This is a genomic window from Vibrio sp. MMH1-50 (assembly GCF_022347645.1).
Taxonomy (GTDB): domain Bacteria; phylum Pseudomonadota; class Gammaproteobacteria; order Enterobacterales; family Vibrionaceae; genus Vibrio; species Vibrio harveyi.
Genome location: NZ_JAKRGG010000052.1, coordinates 1 through 22,074, shown reverse-complemented (window position 1 = coordinate 22,074; position 22,074 = coordinate 1). Strand labels below are relative to the sequence as shown.

The window sequence follows — 22,074 nt, the reverse complement described above, 5'->3', positions numbered from 1 at the left end:
GGCTATTACGCTACGTTGTTTTCCTTGCTTGCTTTCGGTAAAAACAGAGAATCAATGACAACGCTCTGAATCCTGCATCTTGAAGTCACTTGGGTATATTGTGTAAAAGTAAGTAAATAAGAGAGTGAAATAAGGCGAGTTGTTTGACTCCTATCGGAATGCGTTTTAGTTTTCGGCTTAATCAATCTTTGTCATGAATAGGTTTAGATAGCCAGTATGGACTCAATTACTCAAGCAGCATTAGGGGCAACGGTTGCAGGTGCAATAGCCGGCAAACGCTGCAATGCGAAAGTGTTATTAACGGGCGCAGCGCTCGGAACCTTGCCTGACCTAGATGTGATCCTTGATTATGGTGATGCAGTCCAAAATACGATTAAGCACCGTGGATTCTCTCACTCTTTACTTGTTTTACCTCCTTTCGCGTTGCTGATTTCTTGGCTGTACTGTCGATGGAAACCAGACACATTTTGGACGTTGTCTCGAGTATTTTTTCTGACTGTGAGTGTTTTGGTTACGCACACTTTATTGGATGCGATGACAACCTACGGCACCCAGTTAATATGGCCTTTTGAGGGCTATTTTGAGCTACGAAACGTCTTCATCATTGATCCGCTTTACACCTTACCTCTACTGGTCGCAATTGGTGTCGCTCTGTTTTCTAAATCGCGTGGTGGACAGTGGTGCCAAACGGTTGTGCTGATCTCGACACTTTATCTGGGGTGGGGTTACGCTTCACAGCAGATCATTGCTTCCCGAGTGGAGCAAAACTTAATGACGCAGAGCCTACCAAATCAACAGGTGCTGATTACACCGACACCATTTAATACTCTGCTTTGGCGTGTGGTCGTGATGGATGATGGTAAATATTGGGAAGGATTGGCATCAGTTTTCGACAATAGCGAACGCATTGATTTTGTCTCACATCCTCTAGGCAGTTGGCCACTAGAGGACAAACCGGATACGTTAAAAGGGCTTCAGGCGTTTTCACACAACTACCTTAACTACCGTGTAGAGAATAATGCATTGATTGTGACTGATTTACGATTAGGTATGTCTAACAACCTTTCCTTTGAGTTTGTTTTCGCCGAGAAGAGCCAAAGCGGGGAATGGCAGTTGTTGGAATCGACACAACGTTACCCAAGTGAGCGAAGCTTAGATCTGTTAGGGCAGCTGTGGGAAAGGCTGAAAGGCGATCAAACCATTGATGCGAATTTACAACGTATGGAGCTGAACGCACGTTCTTAGTTGGCGAGTAAAAGAGCTCCCCAACTCGCTCGTCCCTCACTGTGAGGATGACGACGTTAGAATTGCTAACGCAACATAATGTCATTCCCAAAAGCGACGAAAGGGCGCAGTCAGGAATGTCTATGGAACACTGAGTTACAGCAAGTGCCGAACCAGATACAGAAAAGCCGGATGTGATGTCCGGCTTTTTGCTATTTACTTCAGGTTCGCAACTTAAGCTGCTAGTACAGGCACACCACTGTGAAACTTAAAATCGTCGTCTGGAGTTGAAATCAGCTCGGCTTCGATACGACCAAACTCTGCCACACGCTCGCTAATATCTTTACCCGCGATTTGCTCTGCCAGAATCAAATAATCCTGATAATGACGCGCCTCTGAACGCAGCAGAGAAACATAGAACTTGGCAATATCTTCATCCATATGCGGAGCCAGTTTAGCGAAACGCTCACACGAACGCGCTTCGATGTAAGCACCGATGATGAGCTTATCAATCAAGGTTTCTGGTTCATGCGTTTTCATGTGTGAAATTAAGGTTTTTGCGTAGCGGCTTGCTGGAATGTTCTGGTACTCAATGCCACGGCTTTCCATGATTTCGAGCACTTGGTAGAAGTGGTGCAACTCTTCTTTGATCAGCAGAACCATCTTATCGATCAGATCCTGACTGTATGGTGAATCAGACTTAGCGATGATGGCTTTAGAAATATTGCTCTTACCTTTTAGTGTCTCTAATGACCCCGTTTTGCGGTAAGCGAAATCTTCGTAGGGTTTAAACCAGTCGAGCAGGGCGTGTGAACTTGCTTTGTCTACGGCGTATTTACGGATCAAGAACATCGCAGACTGACCCGCTTTCAGCTCACACAGTAGATGGTCTAATAAAATGGTTTGAAGGTTTTCCGGCTTCTTTGCTTCTTCAACCCACTCATCTGGGGTGCTGCACTGCAAGAATTGATTAATTGGAGCAAGAAGATCCTGATAGGCGTCGAGATTCATCATTTTAATTTTTAGCACTTTACATTCAAATTTGGGTTATCCAGCCTGTGTCATTTTCAGAGTAATAAGACACAAAAAAGGCTGCAAACGCAGCCTTTAATCGGATAGGGCGGAAAGTTTGTGGAGAGTTTACCACTTTTTCTTTTCACCGAAGAGCGCATCCATATCGCTGTCACGCTCTTTATCGGCAATTTGCTGCATTTCTGCGTCGTTCTTGTCCTGGCGTTTCTTATCAAGATCACCAAGCATTTCTTCAAGCTTTTGTTTTGCTTGAACTGAGTAAGCATCATTTTTTGTGCTCAGAGCATCAATACCTTTGCGAAGCAATTGCAGAGCGGTACCAGGCTGACCACGAGCAATCGAATCGTTTGCACGCTTAATGACGTTTTCGATGTTAATACGAATCTGCATGGTTTCCAGACGTGCGTTTTCAGTCACATAAGTTTGTGTATCGAGTCGACCTTTGTTGTGCTCGTTACGAACGGTGTCACGCAGGCGTTTTACCAGTTTCAGCATCAAGATAGCTTGCTTGTCGCTGCTTGGCATTTTAAACGTCGTGCTTTCGCCGCTTTGATTGCTCTCATTCAGTTGGGCAATCTGCTGTTTCATGTTCTCGACGCGCTGAACAAGTTGTTTGTTCTTCGGATCGAGGTCACGCATGCTTTCAAGCGCATCAAGAATGCGATTATTAAGACATAACAGTAAGTCCTTGCTGAAAGGAATATGATGAGCGTGTCCAATCAGCTCTTCTGTACCGTCAATCAGTGCCACGTAGCGAGCAGACTCTTGTCTTTTCGCTGTCTCTACTTTGACCTTGTACTGCAACATGATGTTATAGCCAAGGATCAGTACCAGTAGGATGACTACCAAAGCGATTATTAAACCAGTATTCATATCTTTGCGTCTGCTTTTTTACTTTTGTATGGCTAGCGTTCAAGAATACATGAATCTTATCTTTCTCGGCACCCTATTTGTTTGATTATTTTGCCCCAAACACGTTTTCCGACGTAAATAAGCATGGAATGCGGTGAGCTATAAGAAAAAGCGAATTTTTAAAATTCAACTCTATGCATATTTAATCAAGGAGTTCGATTCGCTATGAGTTTGAGCTATAAGTTAGAAATTACTGTTCATTTAGTTGCTAACACGTTATAACTAATCATTATATCTACTCGGGCGAGTAGACAAGATAAGTATGACGTTATTATCTCAATCAATGAGTAAGGGATTACGATGAAGCTGCAACAACTGAAGTACATTGTTGAGGTTGTGAACCATAATCTGAATGTTTCTGCGACGGCAGAGAGCCTATATACCTCTCAGCCTGGTATCAGTAAGCAAGTTCGTTTGCTGGAAGATGAATTGGGTATTCAGATCTTTGAACGAAGTGGTAAACACTTAACGCAGGTGACACCCGCTGGTGAAGAAATCGTGCGAATTTCTCAAGAGATTCTGGCGCGAGTTGAAAGCATTAAGGCGGTTGCTGGTGAACATACTCACCCTGAAATGGGTACGTTGAACATTTCTACCACTCACACCCAAGCACGTTACGCACTTCCTGACGTGATCAAAGGCTTTACGGCACGTTACCCGAAAGTGTCGTTGCACATGCACCAAGGTACGCCTTCGCAAATGTCTGAAGCGATTGCGAAAGGTACGGCCAATTTCGCGATTGCGACAGAAGCTCTTCACCTTTACCAAGATGCCATTATGCTGCCTTGTTACCACTGGAATCGTTCGATCGTGGTACCAAAAGAACATCCATTGGCGAAGAAAGACACGGTAACCATTCACGATTTAGCAGCTTACCCATTGGTGACTTACGTGTTCGGCTTTACTGGTCGCTCTGAACTGGATACGGCATTTAACCGCGAAGGTTTGACGCCGCGCGTTGTGTTCACTGCGACAGATGCTGACGTGATTAAAACTTACGTTCGTATGGGCATTGGAGTCGGTGTGATTGCAAGTATGGCGGTTGATGAAGACCAAGACAGCGATTTGGTTGCGATTGATGCAAGCCACTTGTTTGGTGCGAGTACGACAAGCATCGGTTTCCGTCGCGGTACCTTCCTGCGTTCTTACATGTTCGACTTTATGGAGCGTTTTGCACCACACTTGACTCGTCCGGTAGTTGAACAAGCGATTTCTCTGAAATCGAACTCGGAAATTGAAGAGATGTTTAAAGACATCGAGCTTCCGGTTAGATAACACTTCATTGATGTTTCGATTCCCTCTACAATGCGCTCGTTGTAGGGGGAGCTATGAAAACGCAATTTCAATTTATTAATGACTGCTTAATCGAAAACCAATCTTTGTGGCGATTCGAGCCATTTAAAAGCAGCGTTCACGTATCGTTACCTTGGCAAGAGCAACACCCTCAGTTGTGCCAATGGTTAGCGTCTCTTAGTCCCTCTCAAATCGAAGAATATAAAGCGGAACCAGAACTTGCGCTAAAAGCACTCAGTCCGTTTTTGCCTGAACTTGAACAACTCGCAGAACTTACTTTTTTAGAGCCACTAGATTTAAAGGGTTTGGAACTTGTCCGTGGTTTAGATAACGGCATCCCCGGTCGTAAGTTAGAGCAAATTAGCTCGATGGGCGAAGCGGCGATTCAACATCATCACGGTGAAGAATGGCTAGAGTGGTGTTCAGGTAAAGGGTATTTGGGACGAATCCTGACAACGCAAACCGATCAACCTGTTACTAGTTTTGAATACCAGCAAGCGCTGTGTGATTCGGGGCAACAAGCAGCGAATGAACACCATTGGAAGATGACGTTTATTCAAGGTGATGCGTTCGATAGCAAAGCGAGAGCGGTGTTTAAACCGACGCAACACGCGGTAGCACTTCATGCTTGTGGTGATCTCCATGTTCGCTTAATGCAGTATGGAAGCGAGAATGGGATTGCTGCGATGACAATCTCACCTTGTTGTTACCATCTGATTCAGTCTGAGCAGTATCAGCCGATGTCGACGCAGGGCAGGGCTTCTTCTCTCTCATTGTCTAAGCAAGAACTGCGTATTCCGTTACAACAAACAGTAACGGGCGGAGAACGTGTGCGACGTCATCGTCAGCAGGAAATGGTGTTTCGTCTTGGGTTTGATTTGATTACACGACAAGCGTTGGGCATGGAAGAGTACCAACCAGTTCCAAGTGTGCGTAAGTCGCAATTAAGTGAAGGATTTGAATCTTTGTGTCGTTGGGCAGCGGACCAGAAAGGCATCGATCTCTCTGACCAAATCGAATTCGAACATTTCGAAAAGTTAGGCGAGAAGCGCTTTTGGCAAATGGAGCGTTTGAGCTTGGTTCAGTTGATGTTTCAACGACCGTTGGAGATTTGGCTTGCTTTGGACAAAGTACTTTATCTTGAAGAACGTGGTTATCGTGTTAGATTGGCAGAGTTTTGCGCTAAATCAGTCACACCTCGAAACATTTTAATTTGTGCTTATAAGGTTTAGTTATTTTTTATAATTAAATGCTCTATGCAAAAAAGCCCACTTTAATGTGGGCTTTTGTAAACAAAACGTGACAATTTGTGCGTTATTTTGTCATTAGTTGAACATTGCGATAGCTTGCGCTGGTTCAACGTATTCTAGGTCAAAGCTCTCAGCAACTTCTTTGCAAGTCACTTTACCGTGGATAACGTTTAGACCTTCAAGGAAACCTTTGTCTTCAAGAAGCGCTTCACGGTAGCCTTTGTTTGCTAGCTTCACGATGTATGGAAGCGTTGCGTTATTCAGTGCGAATGTTGAAGTACGAGCAACTGCACCTGGCATGTTTGCTACACAGTAGTGAACAACTTCGTCAACGATGTAAGTTGGGTCTGCGTGTGTTGTTGCGTGAGAAGTTTCGAAACAACCACCTTGGTCGATGGCTACGTCAACAACCGCCGCACCTGGCTTCATCTTAGCGATGTGCTCTTTTGTTACCAGTTTCGGTGCTGCTGCACCAGGGATTAGAACCGCGCCGATCACTAGGTCTGCTTCTAGAACATGCTTCTCGATAGCGTCTTCAGTAGAATAAACCACTTTAGCGCGACCTTGGAATTCTTCGTCTAGTTTACGTAGAGTATCTACGTTACGGTCTAGGATAGTTACGTCTGCACGAAGACCAACAGCCATACGAGCTGCGTTCGCGCCAACTACACCGCCGCCAACGACAACAACTTTCGCAGGCTCAACACCAGGTACGCCACCTAGTAGTAGACCGCGACCGCCGTGCGATTTTTCCAACGTTTGCGCACCTGCTTGAATAGACATCCGACCTGCCACTTCTGACATTGGTGCTAACAGTGGCAAACGACCCATATTATCTGTTACAGTCTCATACGCTATACAGACAGCTTTGCTCTTGATTAGCTCTTCAGTTTGTGGAAAATCTGGTGCTAGGTGTAAATAAGTAAATAAAATCTGCCCTTCGCGGAGCATTGCTCTCTCGACAGCTTGGGGTTCTTTTACTTTTACAATCATATCTGCTTTCGCAAACACGTCTGTAGCAGTAGGAAGAATGGATGCGCCTACAGCGATGTAATCATCGTCTGAAAAACCAATGCCGGCACCTGCATTGGTCTCAACCAAAACTTGGTGACCATGTGAGATTAGCTCTCTCACGCTAGCTGGGATCATACCCACACGGTATTCGTGGTTCTTGATTTCCTTAGGTACGCCAATGATCATCCTGTGTCCTCTTTCTAAAATGGTTGTATTAACTGTTTGTAGGGTGTTATTGTCGAATTAATATCTAGTATAGATGTTGATTTGTAATATTTGGCACCAAATATTAAAAAGTTGTAGTATATTTTTTTGCAAGGAAGTAATAAGGTGGAATAAAAAATGGCAGACAACTATAAGAAGCCGTCCAAGGAACTAGACCGTATCGACCGCAACATTCTTAATGAACTGCAGAAAGACGGTCGTATTTCGAACGTTGAACTTTCAAAACGTGTAGGACTTTCTCCAACGCCGTGTTTGGAGCGTGTGCGTCGCTTAGAGCGTCAAGGTTACATCACAGGGTACACTGCGCTATTAAACCCGCAGTTCCTCGATGCATCACTATTGGTATTCGTAGAAATTACGTTGAACCGTGGTGCACCAGATGTGTTCGAGCAGTTTAACGCAGCTGTTCAAAAACTAGACGACATCCAAGAGTGTCATCTTGTATCAGGTGATTTCGACTATCTTCTAAAGACCCGTGTATCTGATATGGGTGCTTACCGTCGACTACTAGGCGATACGTTACTACGTCTTCCTGGCGTAAATGACACTCGTACGTACGTCGTTATGGAAGAAGTGAAGCAAACTAACCAGCTTGTGATTAAAACTCGTTAAATTCTTGCAAAGAAAGCGGTAAATGCTTCCGCTTTCTCCATAGAGTAATTGGGTTTTTCTCTTTGATATGGTTAAATCAATTTACCGAGCGGCTTTGTGCCGCTCGGAATGTTTTGCTTATTCCTAATTCATTTCCATATTCAAGTTGATTTATGTTCAAAGAGAACGCAAAGAAAGTCGAAACCATTATCAAAACCAGTGAAGAGCCTCAGTCTTCACGTCTAAATGGCTTCCAACGCTTAAAAGAGTGCTGCTTTATCGTTGGCGTTCTTAGCTCGGTATTGTTGGCCGTTGCACTATTTACCTTTAGCCCGGCTGATCCGTCTTGGTCCCAAACTGCTTGGGGGGGAGAGATCAATAACGCTGGTGGCTTGTTCGGCGCTTGGTTAGCCGACACGCTATTCTTTACCTTTGGTTCCCTTGCGTACCCACTGCCATTCCTGTTGACAGCAGGAGCATGGGTGATTTGCCGTAAGCGTTCTGAAGACGATCCTATCGACCTTATGTTGTGGGGTACTCGTCTACTTGGGTTAGTTATCCTCATTCTCACCAGTTGTGGTCTTGCTGATATTAACTTTGACGACATTTGGTATTTCTCATCTGGTGGTGTCGTTGGTGACGTACTAACCAGTCTATCCTTACCTACACTGAATGTGTTGGGTACAACGCTTGTGCTTCTTTTCCTATGGGGAGCCGGCTTTACTCTGTTTACCGGTATTTCTTGGCTGAAGATTGTCGAATGGTTAGGTGACCGTGCGCTTGGCTTAGTTGCTGCTGTTACTAATAAAGCTCGTGGTACTGAGCAAGAAACGCTAGAGCCTCAATTAGACGAGTTAGCTGAGGACCGAGTCGTGAGTAAGCGCGGTCAAGATGATCTTGAAGATGAACCTCTGCCGCACCTTACGGCTTATGATGTAGAAGAGCCGAAAGAAGAGGCGCCTGCACATGAATACCCGATCTACATGCCTCAATCTGCAGCGGAACAACCGAAACAGCAGTTTACGACACAACCTATAGCGCAGCCAACGCCTCAACCAGCGGTTGTGAATGCAGCACCACTACAATCTCAAGTTCAGCATCAGGCTCAAGAGCAAGCTCAATCTCAATCAGTTGAGCCTGTTCGAGCAGTGAACACAGACAACGTGGATCCGACGGTTGAGCGTACTAAGCAACTGAATGTCACCATTGAGGAGCTAGAAGCGGCAGCGCAACAAGCTGATGACTGGGCTGATGAAACGCCACAAGTTCAAGTATCACAAGCCCAAGAGCCAGTGGTTGCACCTATTGTGGCTCAGCCTGAAGCGCCACAGTCTGTTTCTCAAGAACCAACTCCACAGCAAGTTGATCATCAACAAGCGCTGCAAGAACCGTTTGTGGCACCTGAACCCGCGGTCTTTGAACAGGTCGAGAATGAGCCAAGCTACGATGAGTATGCTCAGTTTGAAGCAGATCAGGCTCAACAGCCCCAAGTTGTTCAAGAACAAGCATTGGTTCACGCGCCAATCGAACAGCCAACTACAGAGCAATCTTTACACGAAGAGCCTGTAATTAACGCTGCAGCTTTGGATAACATTGCAGAACAAACAGAGCCAAGTCAGCACATCGAGCCAACGATTTCGAACTTTGATGTCTTGGATGAAGAAGATGATTACCAAGCGCAGCAGCCTGTTCAGCAAGTTCAGCCTACACATATTGAGCCGCAACAACCTGCTTCTCAGCCTGTACAACCGCAGGCTATACAAGAACAACCTATGCAGCACCAAGCTGCGCCTCAGTCGGCAGCACCAGCGCCTCAAGATGTCGAGGTAGAAGAGGTTCAAGAAGGTGACCAAGATGTAGCGGCGTTCCAAAACTTGGTTTCGAGCGCTCAAGCGAAAGTGGCTGCTCAGCAAAACCCATTCTTGGTACAGCAAGAGCAAAACTTGCCAGTACCAGCAGAGCCATTGCCAACGCTAGAGTTGCTTTACCACCCAGAGAAACGCGACAACTTTATCGACCGTGACGCTTTGGAGGAGGTGGCTCGTTTGGTTGAAACCAAACTTGCAGATTACAAGATTAAAGCTGATGTAGTCGGTATTTACCCAGGTCCTGTTATTACTCGATTCGAGCTTGATTTGGCTCCGGGCGTAAAAGTGAGCCGTATTTCAGGTTTGTCTATGGACTTGGCTCGTGCATTGTCAGCAATGGCAGTACGTGTTGTCGAAGTTATTCCAGGCAAACCGTATGTGGGTCTAGAGTTGCCTAATATGAGCCGCCAAACCGTGTTCCTGTCTGATGTAATCAACAGTCCTCAATTTGAACAAGCAACCTCGCCGACAACAGTCGTTCTTGGTCAAGATATTGCTGGTGAAGCGGTTATTGCTGATATTGCGAAGATGCCTCACGTGTTAGTTGCGGGTACGACTGGTTCTGGTAAGTCGGTGGGTGTGAACGTCATGATCTTGAGTATGCTGTATAAAGCATCGCCTGAAGATCTGCGTTTCATCATGATCGACCCGAAAATGTTGGAACTCTCAATCTACGAAGGTATCCCTCATCTTCTTTCTGAAGTTGTAACGGACATGAAAGACGCGTCTAACGCGCTACGTTGGTGTGTAGGCGAGATGGAACGTCGTTATAAACTAATGTCGGCATTGGGCGTCCGTAATGTCAAAGGCTTCAACGAGAAGTTGAAGATGGCAGCAGAAGCGGGTCATCCAATTCATGACCCATTCTGGCAAGAAGGCGACAGCATGGACACTGAGCCACCGTTGCTAGAGAAACTGCCTTACATCGTTGTGGTTGTCGACGAATTTGCCGACCTAATGATGGTGGTAGGTAAGAAGGTTGAAGAACTGATTGCTCGTTTGGCACAGAAAGCGCGTGCGGCTGGTATTCACTTGATCCTTGCGACGCAACGCCCATCGGTTGACGTTATTACCGGTCTGATTAAAGCGAACATTCCAACGCGTGTGGCATTTACAGTATCTACTAAGACTGACTCGCGCACGATTCTTGACCAAGGCGGTGCAGAATCACTACTCGGTATGGGTGACATGCTTTATCTACCCCCGGGTTCAAGCCATACAATCCGTGTTCACGGTGCGTTTGCGTCGGATGATGATGTTCACGCTGTTGTGAACAACTGGAAAGCGCGTGGTAAGCCAAATTACATCGACGAAATCATCAGTGGTGACCAAGGTCCAGAAAGTCTGCTTCCGGGTGAACAGATGGAATCGGATGAAGAAGTGGACCCATTGTTCGATCAAGTCGTAGAGCATGTGGTTCAATCTCGTCGTGGGTCGGTTTCTGGCGTACAACGTCGATTCAAGATTGGTTACAACCGAGCGGCTCGAATTGTTGAGCAGCTTGAAGCGCAAGGCATCGTAAGTGCTCCGGGTCATAACGGTAACCGTGAAGTACTGGCTCCTGCGCCACCAAAAGATTAATGAACTTGTGTTACTCACCTCAGTCCAACTGAGGTGAGTGGTTCTAACAATAGGTATCTGAATGAACAAACTATTTTCAGCGAAACTTTTCTCTGCGCTTGTTTTAAGCTTTTCTCTCTTCTCTACTGCACATGCAGCGTCTCCTAAAGATGAATTAAACAAACGCCTGTCTATGAATGATGGCTTCAGTGCGGATTTCTCACAGCAAGTAATCAGCCCAGAAGGTGAAACAGTCATGGAAGGGGAAGGTACGGTTGAAATTGCTCGTCCAAGCCTGTTCCGCTGGAGCACGACATTCCCTGACGAAAACTTGCTGGTCTCTGATGGTAAAACATTGTGGTACTACAGCCCGTTCATCGAGCAAGTGAGTATCTACTGGCAAGAACAAGCAACAGAGCAAACGCCATTTGTTTTGTTAACACGTAACCGCGCAAGTGATTGGGATAACTACAAGATCTCCCAAAAGGGTGACCAGTTCACGCTTATTCCTACTGCGGTAGACTCCACACAGGGGCAATTTCAGATTAATATTGATGCCAAAGGTGTGGTGAAAGGCTTCAACGTGGTTGAACAAGACGGTCAGAAAGGCTTGTTCACCTTTAATAACGTGAAGCTTGGAAAACCAAAAGCAGACAGATTCACATTCACTATTCCTAATGGCGTGGAAGTGGATGACCAAAGGAATTAATTGGTAGTGAGCAATTACACATTAGATTTCTCGGGGGACGAAGATTTTCGTCCCCTTGCTGCTCGTATGAGACCGGAAACGATCGAACAGTACATCGGTCAGCAGCACATTTTAGGTCCCGGTAAGCCACTACGCCGTGCGCTAGAGGCTGGTCATATTCACTCTATGATCCTTTGGGGACCGCCAGGCACAGGTAAGACGACGTTGGCAGAAGTGGCAGCAAACTATGCCAATGCTGAAGTTGAGCGCGTGTCTGCCGTGACGTCTGGTGTGAAAGAAATCCGTGCAGCAATCGAGAAAGCGCGTGAGAATAAAATGGCGGGTCGCCGTACCATCTTGTTTGTGGATGAGGTGCACCGCTTCAATAAATCTCAACAGGACGCGTTTTTACCTCATATTGAAGATGGAACCGTTACTTTTATCGGCGCGACCACAGAAAATCCATCGTTTGAGCTAAACAACGCATTGCTGTCACGTGCACGTGTGTACAAGCTGACTTCTTTAGATAAAGAAGAAATTTCATTAGCGTTGAACCAAGCCATTAGCGATAAAGAGCGTGGGTTGGGGAATACACCAGCACATTTCGCCGATAACGTATTAGATCGCTTAGCAGAACTGGTAAACGGTGATGCTCGCATGTCCCTCAATTACCTTGAGCTGCTCTATGATATGGCTGAGGATAATGCGCGGGGTGAAAAAGAGATTACTCTGAAGTTACTTGCGGAAGTAGCAGGAGAAAAGGTCTCTCGCTTTGATAACAAAGGCGACATTTGGTACGACTTAATCTCTGCGGTCCACAAATCCATTCGTGGCTCAAACCCTGATGCTGCGCTCTATTGGGCTGCGCGTATGATGGCTGCGGGTTGTGACCCTTTGTACATCGCACGCCGCCTGCTGGCTATTGCCTCTGAAGACGTAGGCAACGCAGATCCTCGCGCAATGCAAGTAGCCTTATCTGCTTGGGACTGTTTTACCCGTGTTGGTCCGGCAGAAGGTGAACGTGCGATTGCACAGGCGATCGTTTACTTAGCGTGCGCACCAAAAAGTAATGCCGTCTATGTGGCGTGGAAGCAAGCGCTCACAGATGCTCATAACTTACCTGAATATGAAGTGCCGCATCACCTTCGAAATGCGCCAACGAGTTTGATGAAAGACATGGGTTACGGTGCAGAATATCGTTATGCTCACGATGAGCCAGGAGCCTATGCCGCAGGTGAACAATATTTGCCGCCTGAGATGGGTGATCGTAAGTACTATCAGCCGACAAATCGTGGTCTAGAGACCAAAATCGGCGAAAAGTTAGATTACTTGGCTACTTTAGACGCAAATAGCCCACAAAAGCGCTATGAAAAGTAGGCGTTTTTGGATACATTTATTGCGTAAATTTTTTTAACGCGTACGCCTTGGAAAGTGCGCGTGATTTCACAACAAAAAGCATAGGATTAACAATGCTGGATTCTAAATTACTTCGTACAGAGCTGGATGAAACAGCTGCTAAACTGGCGCGTCGTGGCTTTAAGCTAGACGTAGAGACTATTCGTAAACTTGAAGAACAACGTAAGTCCATTCAAGTAGAAGTTGAAAATTTACAATCCACGCGTAACTCCATCTCCAAACAAATCGGCCAAAAAATGGCGGCTGGTGACAAAGAAGGTGCAGAAGAGATCAAGAAACAAATCGGTACACTAGGTAGCGATCTTGATGCGAAGAAAGTTGAACTTGAGCAAGTAATGGCTCAACTAGACGAATTCACGCTTTCTGTACCAAACATCCCAGCAGACGAAGTGCCAGATGGCAAAGATGAAAACGACAACGTTGAAATCTCTCGTTGGGGTGAGCCAAAATCTTACGACTTCGAACTGAAAGATCACGTTGACCTAGGCGAAATGGGTGACGGTCTAGACTTCGCAAGTGCAGTTAAGATCACTGGCGCACGTTTCATCGTGATGAAAGGTCAATTTGCTCGTTTACACCGTGCAATCGCTCAGTTCATGCTGGATCTTCACACAGAAGAACACGGCTACACTGAAATGTACGTACCTTACCTAGTAAACTCTGACAGCCTATTCGGTACTGGTCAGCTTCCTAAGTTTGGTAAAGATCTTTTCCACACTGAGCCGCTAGTAGAAAAAGTAAACGACGAAGAGCCACGTAAACTGTCTCTAATTCCTACTGCAGAAGTGCCAGTAACGAACCTAGTTCGTGACACGATTTCTGACGAAGCGGATCTACCACTTAAGATGACGGCTCACACACCATGTTTCCGTTCTGAAGCAGGTTCTTACGGTCGTGATACTCGTGGTCTGATTCGTATGCACCAGTTCGACAAAGTTGAGCTAGTACAAATCACTAAACCAGAAGATTCAATGAACGCGCTAGAAGAGCTAACCGGTCATGCTGAGAAAGTTCTACAGCTTCTTGAACTTCCTTACCGTAAAGTGGTTCTGTGTACAGGTGACATGGGCTTCGGCGCTCGTAAAACTTACGACCTAGAAGTGTGGGTTCCTGCTCAAGAAACTTACCGTGAAATCTCTTCATGTTCTAACATGTGGGACTTCCAAGCTCGTCGTATGCAAGCGCGTTTCCGTCGTAAAGGCGAGAAGAAACCTGAGCTTGTACACACGCTAAATGGTTCTGGTCTAGCGGTTGGTCGTACCATGGTTGCTATCCTAGAAAACAACCAAGAAGCAGACGGTCGCATTGCAATTCCAACAGTACTTCAGAAGTACATGGCAGGCGCAACGCACATCGGTTAATTCATTAACCACTAGAACATCAAAACCCAGCCTTAGTGCTGGGTTTTTTGTTATCTGCGCCGAGTGAAGATACTCAGCTTTGTAACTCATACCATTAAGAATGTAGGGTCCGCCCAGAATCTAGCATTGCGAGATAAATGATATTTTTCTAAGCGATTTCCAACGTGACAAGCTAACGAGCTTTCACCCATTGATATTAAATGTTATGCCAAACCCTCACCTTTCATTGCTCGTTACTTTTGCTCTTACCTTGACTGTTAACAATGGTGTTATCGCAAGTGAACGGATACAGCCTCAATACCTAGACAGTAAGCGAGCCAATCTCTTTTTCGCGCGAGAAATAGCGCAACCTTCCAAAGAAAATATGCAACTTCGTAACTCGCTCGATTGGGGCTATGAACTTGAATTGAGACGTGCGTCTGATGAAGAAAAACTGGTATCTAATTGCCATGACTTAGCAACTGCATATGTTATGGGTTTTACTGCGGCAAAAGCTTATGAATACGGCGCGTTTAAAGCGTATTTAACGCAGTGCCAAACTTGGAGCGAGATAGCAAAGCTCATTGCCTCTGAACGTTCGTTTATATCGGACTTTAAGCTAGATGATAGCTTTCCTAAATTTGCGCCAAGTGTACTTGCTTTTGTTATTTCTGACGAAAGTGCAGAGAAAGCAAAGACACTATCAACGTGGGATGAGGCAGACCATATCCAAAGAACTCAGGTCATCAGTGAAGTAAAAGCAGAGTACTTCGACGCGACCGATGGTTTTCAAGTCATTACTGTTGTGGCAAAAGGGGATTACAACGCTGACGGCATCGAAGATATGGTTGTTAAAAAAGAGAATAGTGTACTCAGTGGCTCTTATTCATCTTCACATGGATATGTATTAACCCGCATGTCTGAGCAAGCGCTATTTACTGTGTTGGCTGAATGGTAATGAAACGATTGGTGGTCCTTTGGGGGGGTGGTGTTGCTATGATGAGCACATTTGCTATCGCTGACATCTTGCCTAGAAAGGTCTTTGAATGTTCAGTAAACCAAACTATGAACTTTAGTATTTTTATAGAGCAAGGCAAAGGCGAGCTTATCTTTAATAAGTCCATTGCAAATAAAAGCCCAGTTTTACAGCAGATAAAACATCGAGATTATCGTGTCGAACATTATCATCGAGCGTTAGTAGATGAGAAGTCATTAGAATTTAGTATTGGTGAACGTGACATATTAATCAGTGAGTACTTTAGCGAGGAGTTTAATGAGGTGGAGAAAGTACTCAGTATTACTTTAAGGCAGTCAGGTCAAACTCAGTATTTTGAGTGTGAGGAAGGAAGTACGAGTAACCTGACATCACTTTTCCAAAAGACGTCCGACTAATTAATTCAGTACAAGATTATTACCAAAGCGTAATAGTGTTTTCGAATTTACCCTAATTATCTTGTTATTTGTAATCGATATAATCATCCACCTTACCACGGTAAGTAGATTTTCTCATTCAAGTAACGAGGAGGGCTTATGGCCGTAGGGTGGGCAAATGACGATAGTGTCAGCCAACAGATTCAACATACCATCGACGATGAAATTTCCCGTGTTCGAGGCAATATTAAGCGGGGAGAAAGCGCCCACTATTGTGATGAGTGCGGAGATGAAATTCCAGAAGCGCGTCGAACAGCAATGAAAGGCGTTCGTCTTTGTATCGAATGCCAGTCAACGATCGAATTGGTGTCGCAACGCCAAGCACTGTTCAATCGACGAGCGAGTAAAGACAGTCAACTTCGATAGCTTTCCTTGAGTCAATGACAAGAAAACGGTTTGAGTAGCAATTCAAACCGTTCTTATTTGTCTCTTTGTCACAGTGTCCTGCGTTAACCGAGAACGAATTAAGCGAAGCAATCTTCGCGTTGCAAAGCAGCATCAATCGCATTAACCAACTTTTCAATTTCGTCTGGTTTGCTGATAAACGGTGGCATCATATAAATCAGTTTGCCAAATGGACGAATCCAAACACCGTGCTCAACAAAGAGAGCTTGGATGGTTTCCATATTTACTGGGCTATACGTTTCCACAACGCCAATAGCACCTAGCCAACGGGTGCTTTTCACCAAGTCGTATGTTTCAAGTTTTGGCAGCAACTCGGAAAACAGCGTTTCAATTTGTTGGGTTTGTTGCTGCCAATTACCTTGCTCAATCAATTCCAAACTTGCGGTGGCAACAGCACAGGCGAGCGGGTTACCCATAAAGGTTGGACCGTGCATAAAACACCCAGCATCACCGCCACAAACGGTATCTGCGACGTGTTTGCTAGCTAGGGTTGCTGAGAGGGTCATGTAGCCTCCAGTGAGCGCTTTACCGACACACAGAATGTCTGGTTGAATATCTGCATGTTCGCAGGCAAACAATTTGCCAGTGCGTCCAAACCCGGTTGCGATCTCATCTGCAATCAATAACAAGCCGTATTTGTCGCAAAGCTTACGCACACCTCTGAGAAATTCTGGATGGTAGATGCGCATTCCACCTGCGCCTTGAACAATAGGTTCTAGGATCACCGCAGCAAGTTCTTGATGGTGCGTCTCTATCTTTTGCTCGAAGTCAGTAAGGTCTTCTGATTTCCATTCATCCCAATAACCACAAGTTGGTGACTCCGCAAAGATATGTTCAGGCAAAAAGCCTTTGTAGAGAGAATGCATTGAGTTGTCAGGATCAGTAACCGACATTGCCGCAAAAGTATCGCCGTGATAACCGTGTCGTAAAGTGAGAAACTTTGGTCGGCGTTCGCCCCTGGCATGCCAATATTGCAGTGCCATCTTCAAGCTCACTTCTACGGCAACGGAGCCAGAATCAGCAAGAAAGACATGTTCAAGGTTACTTGGTGCGAGGGACAGCAGTTTCTTACACAAATTGATTGCTGGTTGATGGGTAATCCCGCCAAACATCACATGAGAGACCTGCTCGATTTGCTGGTGAGCTGCTTGATTTAAGTGCGGATGATTATAACCGTGGATTGTCGACCACCAAGAAGACATCCCGTCTATAAGCTCAGTGCCATCTTCCAATTTAATACGCACGCCATTTGCTGATGCAACTGGGTAGCAGGTCAGAGGTGTCAACGTCGAAGTATAAGGATGCCAGATATGCTGGCGGTCGAAGGCGAGATCCATGTGCTATTCCAATAATAATGAAGTTTAAAAAGTGACCGGATGTAAACTTTGTTGTTTTATGTTGTGTTGACAGTTTATCGAGACTCAGTAGACTGTCAACACAACAAAAAAGTGATTAAAGGAATACACGTGGAAGTTCGTCATAACTGGACGCATGCTGAAGTGCGCGATCTCATGGAAAAACCATTCATGGATCTCCTATTCGAAGCGCAGCTTGTTCATCGTCAATATCAACAAACCAACCATGTTCAAGTAAGCACGCTTTTGTCGATTAAGACAGGTGCTTGTCCAGAAGATTGTAAGTACTGTCCTCAGAGTGCTCGCTACACCACAGACATTGAAAAAGAACGTTTGATGGAAGTTGAGCGTGTGCTCGACGCTGCACAAAAAGCGAAAAACGCTGGCTCGACCCGCTTCTGTATGGGGGCTGCGTGGAAAAACCCGAAAGAGCGCGACATGCCACATTTGACCGATATGATCAAAGGTGTGAAAGACATGGGGTTAGAAACCTGTATGACGTTAGGTATGTTAACGCCAGATCAAGCTAAGCAATTGGCTACTGCAGGTCTGGATTACTACAACCATAACCTCGATACCTCACCTGAGTTCTATGGCAACATCATTACCACACGTACTTACCAAGACCGCTTAGACACGCTTTCTCACGTTCGTGATGCAGGTATGAAAATTTGTTCTGGTGGTATCATTGGTATGGGTGAAAGTGCACATGACCGAGCAGGTTTGTTGGTTGAATTGGCTAACTTGCCAGTGCATCCTGAAAGTGTACCAATCAACATGCTAGTAAAGGTGAAGGGCACACCACTCGAAGAAGTTGATGACGTTGAACCGTTCGATTTTATTCGTTTGATCGCCATTGCCAGAATCATGATGCCTCAATCCGCAGTCCGTTTATCGGCTGGTCGTGAAAACATGAACGAACAAATGCAAACGCTTTGCTTTATGGCCGGCGCTAACTCTGTTTTTTATGGCTGCAAGCTTCTAACTACACCAAACCCTTCTGAAGACAAAGACATGATGTTGTTTAAGAAGCTTGGCATTAACAGCCAAGAGGTGTCTCAAAAACCTGATGAAATCGAAGAAAACGAGCTACTCGATCGCGTCGTAGAGCGCGTTGCTGCTCGCCCGACAAAAGACGATCTTTTCTACGATGCCAGCGTTTAAATCTCGTATCGAATCCGCTCTTGCTGAGCGTAAAACGCGAGGGCTGAGTCGTTCCATGAATGTGGTGTTTGCTGGTAACCAATCAATTTTGGAGCACGAAGGCAGACGTTACATCAATTTCTCAAGTAATGATTATTTGGGCTTGGCAAATGACCAAGCACTTGTCCGTGCTTGGCAGCAAGGCTTGAGCGTATATGGCGGTGGCAGCGGTGCTTCTCCAATGGTTACGGGGTTTAGTGCGGCGCATGGCAATTTAGAGGCGGCGCTAACTGAATGGCTGGGCTACGAGAGGGCAATCCTATTTGGCTCTGGTTTCAGTGCTAACCAAGCGCTGCTGTTTACTCTGCTAGAAAAATCAGACGTATTGCTCCAAGACCGTTTGAACCATGCCTCTTTGATGGAGGCTGGTGTGTTGTCACCAGCTAAAATGAAGCGCTTCAAACATAACGATATCGAGCACCTTTCATCACTCATAAGCGCTGAAGATAACAATCTTGTGGTTACCGAAGGGGTGTTCAGCATGGACGGTGACGGTGCCCCACTTGCTGATATCGCTGATGTCACCAGTAATCATGATGCATGGCTTGCTGTAGACGACGCTCATGGTATCGGTGTTCTCGGGGAATCTGGCGGTGGCTCATGTGAATTGGCGGCGGTTAAGCCCGAGATATTGATCGTGACCTTCGGCAAAGCATTTGGAATGTCTGGTGCAGCCATTTTATGTGATCGCGCAACGGGGGATTTTTTAACTCAATTTGCTCGTCACCATGTGTATTCTACGGCGATACCTCCAGCACAAGCCTATGCGCTGACGCATGCTGTCTCGATGATTCAAGAGCAGTCGTGGCGGCGTGAAAAACTGACAGAGTTGGGGAAAGTGTATAGAGACAATCTCAGTGATCTTGACGGTTTTGTTGAGACTCAAACATCGATTAAGCCGTTTTTGATTGGTGAATCTGATTTGGCTTTGCAAGTTGCAGGTGCTTGTCGTCAGAACGGTATTTGGGTGACGGCTATTCGTCCTCCGACGGTACCGAAAGGGACGTCTCGTCTTCGAATTACGCTTACTGCTAATCACACTAATGAACAAGTTAAAACGCTTTCAATGGCATTGAAGCAAGCATTAGGAGCGCTGTAATGGATAATGCAACTTCCGCTTTAGCACAAATGGTCGCATTAGAGAGCTTTCACCAAGATAAGGATGCGATTGCCTCTTCATTTGGTAAAGCTGCAGAAACATACGATAAACATGCAGCGTTTCAACGCGACGTTGGGCATCGGTTACTTAATAAGCTCCCTACAAATTTAACCGGCAAGCGTGTGTTAGATTTAGGATGTGGCACTGGCTACTTTTCTCAGCTTCTTCAGCAGCGGGGCGCAGAAGTAGTGTGCGGTGACATTTCTCAAGCCATGTTAGATAAAGCAAAGCAACGTTGTGGTTCTGAATACATGCATTATCAGTTGGCTGATGCTGAAAACTTGCCTTTTGATGATGAAAGCTTCGACTACGTGTTTTCTAGTTTGGCTTTACAATGGTGTACAGATTTGAGTTACCCATTAAGAGAAATACGTCGTGTCTTAAAAGTGGGGGGAAGCGGGTGTTTCTCTACGCTAGTCGATGGCTCGCTTTATGAGTTGCGTGAGGCTTGGTCAAAAATTGATACATATCAACACGTGAATAACTTTATTACCCACAATCAGGTAAAAATTGCGTTAGCGCAATCTTGGTGCCACAACCATCATCTAGACTTGACCCCCATCACAGTTTGGTACGATTCAGCGTTTTCTGTCATGCGTGATCTCAAAGGCATTGGTGCAAATCACGTAAGCGGGCGCTCACATGGTCTGACGAGCCGTCGCACTTTGTTGCAGGTTGAGCGCGCGTACCAAGCATTTAGAAACGATCAAGGTCTTCTACCTGCAAGTTATCAGGTTTGTTTTGGAGTCATAGTTAAATGATTGATGCATTTTTTATTGCTGGTACGGATACTGATGTAGGAAAAACGGTAGCGTCTAAAGCTATTTTGCAAGCACTTGGTGCAAAAGGGCTTAACACCATTGGTTACAAGCCAGTGGCAGCAGGAAGCGACAAGACGGCGGAAGGTTGGCGTAACTCGGATGCATTGCATCTGCAGAAAGCGGCGACACTCGATATCGCATACGACGATGTAAACCCATACGCTTTGGAATTACCTGCTTCTCCTCACATCGCCGCTAAACATGAACATGTAGAAATTAAATACGAAGTACTGAGCGAGAAATTGGCTCAACACAAAGAGCAATCTGACATTGTTCTAGTGGAAGGTGCTGGTGGCTGGCGTGTGCCTGTGTCTGATACAGACAGCTTGTCGACTTGGGTACAGCAAGAGCAGTTACCTGTCGTATTGGTTGTAGGTATTAAGCTGGGTTGTTTGAGCCATGCATTGCTCACCGCTGAAATCATCAAAGCTGATGGTTTAAATCTAGTCGGCTGGGTGGCAAATCGCGTGAATCCGGGCACAGAGCATTATGCAGAAATCATCGATATGTTGGAAGAACGTCTAGACGCGCCAAAACTCGGTGAGATCCCGTACATCCCAAGCGCTAAACGTAAAGAGTTAGGCAAATACATCAACGTTGAGCCGTTGCTGAACGTATAAGTAATAAGGTTTTAGTTAAAACCAAAAGGGCTGCGAAATGCAGCCCTTTTTTCGTGTAAACCTTTGTGTCTAATCGTAAGATTCGACGTTCAGTTTATTTCTCTTGGCTAAGCCCCATCAACGCCTGTTGTGTTTCTGCAACGCGCTTTGACATTTGAGCATCGGTTGAAATACCTAGTTGTTGCTTTGCCTCATCCTCTGAGATACCCAGGTGACAACAAAGTAGATCGATAGCCATTTGATAGTCGTTAGTTTCTACCATGATTTTTCCCTCAAGACATGGAAGTTTGGAGCTGCTTAATTGTCCTAAAAGCTAACCCCGTTTCGTTCATCTAACCCGAATCTAGCACGTACAGATAGTCGCACAATAAGACCAAAGTCTATACTCGGTCTAAAGTGCTGATTTAAGAGTGTAAAAAGGTGTGTATACCCAAGTGACTTCAAGATGCAGGATTCAGAGCGTTGTCATTGATTCGAGTTCAAGGAAAACAACACCGCGTAATAGCTAGCTCTTTCCAAGTTGTTTGACGCAGAAATCGAGGCAATGACACGCTCCCGAAGGGCGAGTTGTCTTGGCTTGTATACTTTGTTGCCGATTCTTGATTTAGAGTGACTAGATCTTTAAATCGTCGCCGCGTCTACAAACCAAGTCATTCTCGCTGAACCT

20 protein-coding genes are annotated in these 22,074 nt (G+C 45.6%); 15 read left to right on the top strand and 5 right to left on the bottom strand.

The window, feature by feature from the left end; genetic code table 11:
• The first annotated feature begins 216 nt into the window (after positions 1 to 216).
• Entirely contained in the window at positions 217 to 1,245 is a 1,029-nt protein-coding gene (locus MHO32_RS23660; RefSeq protein ID WP_239214512.1) for a metal-dependent hydrolase, read from the top strand.
• Between the two features lie 213 nt (positions 1,246 to 1,458).
• Here MHO32_RS23660 and miaE read toward each other — a convergent pair whose 3' ends face one another.
• Positions 1,459 to 2,238: a tRNA isopentenyl-2-thiomethyl-A-37 hydroxylase MiaE gene (miaE, locus tag MHO32_RS23655; RefSeq protein ID WP_009698199.1), complete on the bottom strand. Its 780-nt coding sequence runs from the start codon at positions 2,236 to 2,238 to the stop codon at positions 1,459 to 1,461.
• 126 nt (positions 2,239 to 2,364) lie between these two features.
• Complete coding sequence (locus MHO32_RS23650; RefSeq protein WP_005450816.1) at positions 2,365 to 3,129, bottom strand: hypothetical protein; 765 nt, start codon at positions 3,127 to 3,129, stop codon at positions 2,365 to 2,367.
• A gap of 339 nt (positions 3,130 to 3,468) precedes the next feature.
• On the opposite strand from MHO32_RS23650, the gene cysB reads away from it, so the two are divergent.
• Both cysB and MHO32_RS23640 read left to right on the top strand, forming a co-directional pair.
• Positions 3,469 to 4,443 carry an HTH-type transcriptional regulator CysB gene (gene cysB / locus MHO32_RS23645; RefSeq protein ID WP_005450814.1) on the top strand — a complete coding sequence of 325 codons (975 nt, stop codon included), beginning with the start codon at positions 3,469 to 3,471 and terminating at the stop codon, positions 4,441 to 4,443.
• Between the two features lie 53 nt (positions 4,444 to 4,496).
• Positions 4,497 to 5,693 (top strand): methyltransferase, encoded by a 1,197-nt coding sequence (locus MHO32_RS23640; RefSeq protein WP_074050311.1) that lies wholly within the window; start codon positions 4,497 to 4,499, stop codon positions 5,691 to 5,693.
• Positions 5,694 to 5,786: 93 nt separating this feature from the next.
• Here the strand turns inward: MHO32_RS23640 and ald are convergent, their stop codons facing one another.
• On the bottom strand, positions 5,787 to 6,911 hold the full coding sequence (ald, locus tag MHO32_RS23635) for an alanine dehydrogenase (protein ID WP_005450810.1): 1,125 nt from the start codon (positions 6,909 to 6,911) through the stop codon (positions 5,787 to 5,789).
• Positions 6,912 to 7,067: 156 nt separating this feature from the next.
• On the opposite strand from ald, the gene lrp reads away from it, so the two are divergent.
• The 8 genes from lrp to MHO32_RS23595 all read left to right on the top strand — a co-directional run bounded on the left by lrp (position 7,068) and on the right by MHO32_RS23595 (position 16,210).
• Entirely contained in the window at positions 7,068 to 7,562 is a 495-nt protein-coding gene (lrp, locus tag MHO32_RS23630; protein WP_005437169.1) for a leucine-responsive transcriptional regulator Lrp, read from the top strand.
• 152 nt (positions 7,563 to 7,714) lie between these two features.
• The gene (locus MHO32_RS23625; RefSeq protein ID WP_239214510.1) at positions 7,715 to 10,990 is read left to right on the top strand and encodes a DNA translocase FtsK 4TM domain-containing protein; all 3,276 of its coding nucleotides are present in this window, start codon (positions 7,715 to 7,717) and stop codon (positions 10,988 to 10,990) included.
• Positions 10,991 to 11,051: 61 nt separating this feature from the next.
• Positions 11,052 to 11,678, top strand: a complete 627-nt coding sequence (lolA, locus tag MHO32_RS23620) for an outer membrane lipoprotein chaperone LolA (RefSeq protein ID WP_239214491.1) — start codon at positions 11,052 to 11,054, stop codon at positions 11,676 to 11,678.
• Positions 11,679 to 13,034 (top strand): replication-associated recombination protein A, encoded by a 1,356-nt coding sequence (locus tag MHO32_RS23615; protein WP_038897430.1) that lies wholly within the window; start codon positions 11,679 to 11,681, stop codon positions 13,032 to 13,034.
• A 92-nt stretch (positions 13,035 to 13,126) separates the two neighbouring features.
• Positions 13,127 to 14,434 (top strand): serine--tRNA ligase, encoded by a 1,308-nt coding sequence (gene serS, locus MHO32_RS23610; RefSeq protein ID WP_005450806.1) that lies wholly within the window; start codon positions 13,127 to 13,129, stop codon positions 14,432 to 14,434.
• A 364-nt stretch (positions 14,435 to 14,798) separates the two neighbouring features.
• On the top strand, positions 14,799 to 15,371 hold the full coding sequence (locus MHO32_RS23605; RefSeq protein ID WP_230842072.1) for an ATPase: 573 nt from the start codon (positions 14,799 to 14,801) through the stop codon (positions 15,369 to 15,371).
• Positions 15,365 to 15,805, top strand: a complete 441-nt coding sequence (locus MHO32_RS23600; protein WP_047513490.1) for a hypothetical protein — start codon at positions 15,365 to 15,367, stop codon at positions 15,803 to 15,805. Before MHO32_RS23605 ends, MHO32_RS23600 begins: the two co-directional genes overlap by 7 nt.
• Positions 15,806 to 15,943: 138 nt before the next feature.
• Positions 15,944 to 16,210 (top strand): DksA/TraR family C4-type zinc finger protein, encoded by a 267-nt coding sequence (locus tag MHO32_RS23595; RefSeq protein WP_239214465.1) that lies wholly within the window; start codon positions 15,944 to 15,946, stop codon positions 16,208 to 16,210.
• Between the two features lie 98 nt (positions 16,211 to 16,308).
• Here MHO32_RS23595 and bioA read toward each other — a convergent pair whose 3' ends face one another.
• Positions 16,309 to 17,586, bottom strand: coding sequence for an adenosylmethionine--8-amino-7-oxononanoate transaminase (bioA, locus tag MHO32_RS23590; protein ID WP_009698192.1), 1,278 nt, complete (start codon positions 17,584 to 17,586; stop codon positions 16,309 to 16,311).
• Between the two features lie 129 nt (positions 17,587 to 17,715).
• Here bioA and bioB point away from each other — a divergent pair, with 129 nt between their 5' ends.
• The 4 genes from bioB to bioD are packed head-to-tail and all read left to right on the top strand — an operon-like array spanning position 17,716 to position 21,407.
• A complete protein-coding gene (gene bioB / locus MHO32_RS23585) occupies positions 17,716 to 18,768 on the top strand; it encodes a biotin synthase BioB (protein WP_005450797.1) in 1,053 nt (350 codons plus the stop codon).
• A complete protein-coding gene (bioF, locus tag MHO32_RS23580; RefSeq protein ID WP_239214449.1) occupies positions 18,755 to 19,906 on the top strand; it encodes an 8-amino-7-oxononanoate synthase in 1,152 nt (383 codons plus the stop codon). The genes bioB and bioF overlap by 14 nt, the downstream gene beginning before the upstream one ends.
• Complete coding sequence (bioC, locus tag MHO32_RS23575; protein WP_005450793.1) at positions 19,906 to 20,727, top strand: malonyl-ACP O-methyltransferase BioC; 822 nt, start codon at positions 19,906 to 19,908, stop codon at positions 20,725 to 20,727. The genes bioF and bioC overlap by 1 nt, the downstream gene beginning before the upstream one ends.
• A complete protein-coding gene (bioD, locus tag MHO32_RS23570) occupies positions 20,724 to 21,407 on the top strand; it encodes a dethiobiotin synthase (protein ID WP_009698190.1) in 684 nt (227 codons plus the stop codon). Before bioC ends, bioD begins: the two co-directional genes overlap by 4 nt.
• Positions 21,408 to 21,501: 94 nt before the next feature.
• On the opposite strand, the gene MHO32_RS23565 is transcribed toward bioD, so the two are convergent.
• Entirely contained in the window at positions 21,502 to 21,669 is a 168-nt protein-coding gene (locus MHO32_RS23565; protein WP_005450789.1) for a hypothetical protein, read from the bottom strand.
• Positions 21,670 to 22,074: the final 405 nt, after the last annotated feature.

Excerpts from the sequence above, each read along its gene's own strand:
- MHO32_RS23660 (WP_239214512.1), top strand. The coding sequence starts at position 217 with ATGGACTCAATTACTCAAGCAGCATTAGGGGCAACGGTTGCAGGTGCA.
- miaE (WP_009698199.1), bottom strand. The coding sequence starts at position 2,238 with ATGATGAATCTCGACGCCTATCAGGATCTTCTTGCTCCAATTAATCAA.
- MHO32_RS23650 (WP_005450816.1), bottom strand. The coding sequence starts at position 3,129 with ATGAATACTGGTTTAATAATCGCTTTGGTAGTCATCCTACTGGTACTG.
- cysB (WP_005450814.1), top strand. The coding sequence starts at position 3,469 with ATGAAGCTGCAACAACTGAAGTACATTGTTGAGGTTGTGAACCATAAT.
- MHO32_RS23640 (WP_074050311.1), top strand. The coding sequence starts at position 4,497 with ATGAAAACGCAATTTCAATTTATTAATGACTGCTTAATCGAAAACCAA.
- ald (WP_005450810.1), bottom strand. The coding sequence starts at position 6,911 with ATGATCATTGGCGTACCTAAGGAAATCAAGAACCACGAATACCGTGTG.
- lrp (WP_005437169.1), top strand. The coding sequence starts at position 7,068 with ATGGCAGACAACTATAAGAAGCCGTCCAAGGAACTAGACCGTATCGAC.
- MHO32_RS23625 (WP_239214510.1), top strand. The coding sequence starts at position 7,715 with ATGTTCAAAGAGAACGCAAAGAAAGTCGAAACCATTATCAAAACCAGT.
- lolA (WP_239214491.1), top strand. The coding sequence starts at position 11,052 with ATGAACAAACTATTTTCAGCGAAACTTTTCTCTGCGCTTGTTTTAAGC.
- serS (WP_005450806.1), top strand. The coding sequence starts at position 13,127 with ATGCTGGATTCTAAATTACTTCGTACAGAGCTGGATGAAACAGCTGCT.
- MHO32_RS23605 (WP_230842072.1), top strand. The coding sequence starts at position 14,799 with ATGCAACTTCGTAACTCGCTCGATTGGGGCTATGAACTTGAATTGAGA.
- MHO32_RS23600 (WP_047513490.1), top strand. The coding sequence starts at position 15,365 with ATGGTAATGAAACGATTGGTGGTCCTTTGGGGGGGTGGTGTTGCTATG.
- MHO32_RS23595 (WP_239214465.1), top strand. The coding sequence starts at position 15,944 with ATGGCCGTAGGGTGGGCAAATGACGATAGTGTCAGCCAACAGATTCAA.
- bioA (WP_009698192.1), bottom strand. The coding sequence starts at position 17,586 with ATGGATCTCGCCTTCGACCGCCAGCATATCTGGCATCCTTATACTTCG.
- bioF (WP_239214449.1), top strand. The coding sequence starts at position 18,755 with ATGCCAGCGTTTAAATCTCGTATCGAATCCGCTCTTGCTGAGCGTAAA.
- bioC (WP_005450793.1), top strand. The coding sequence starts at position 19,906 with ATGGATAATGCAACTTCCGCTTTAGCACAAATGGTCGCATTAGAGAGC.
- bioD (WP_009698190.1), top strand. The coding sequence starts at position 20,724 with ATGATTGATGCATTTTTTATTGCTGGTACGGATACTGATGTAGGAAAA.
- MHO32_RS23565 (WP_005450789.1), bottom strand. The coding sequence starts at position 21,669 with ATGGTAGAAACTAACGACTATCAAATGGCTATCGATCTACTTTGTTGT.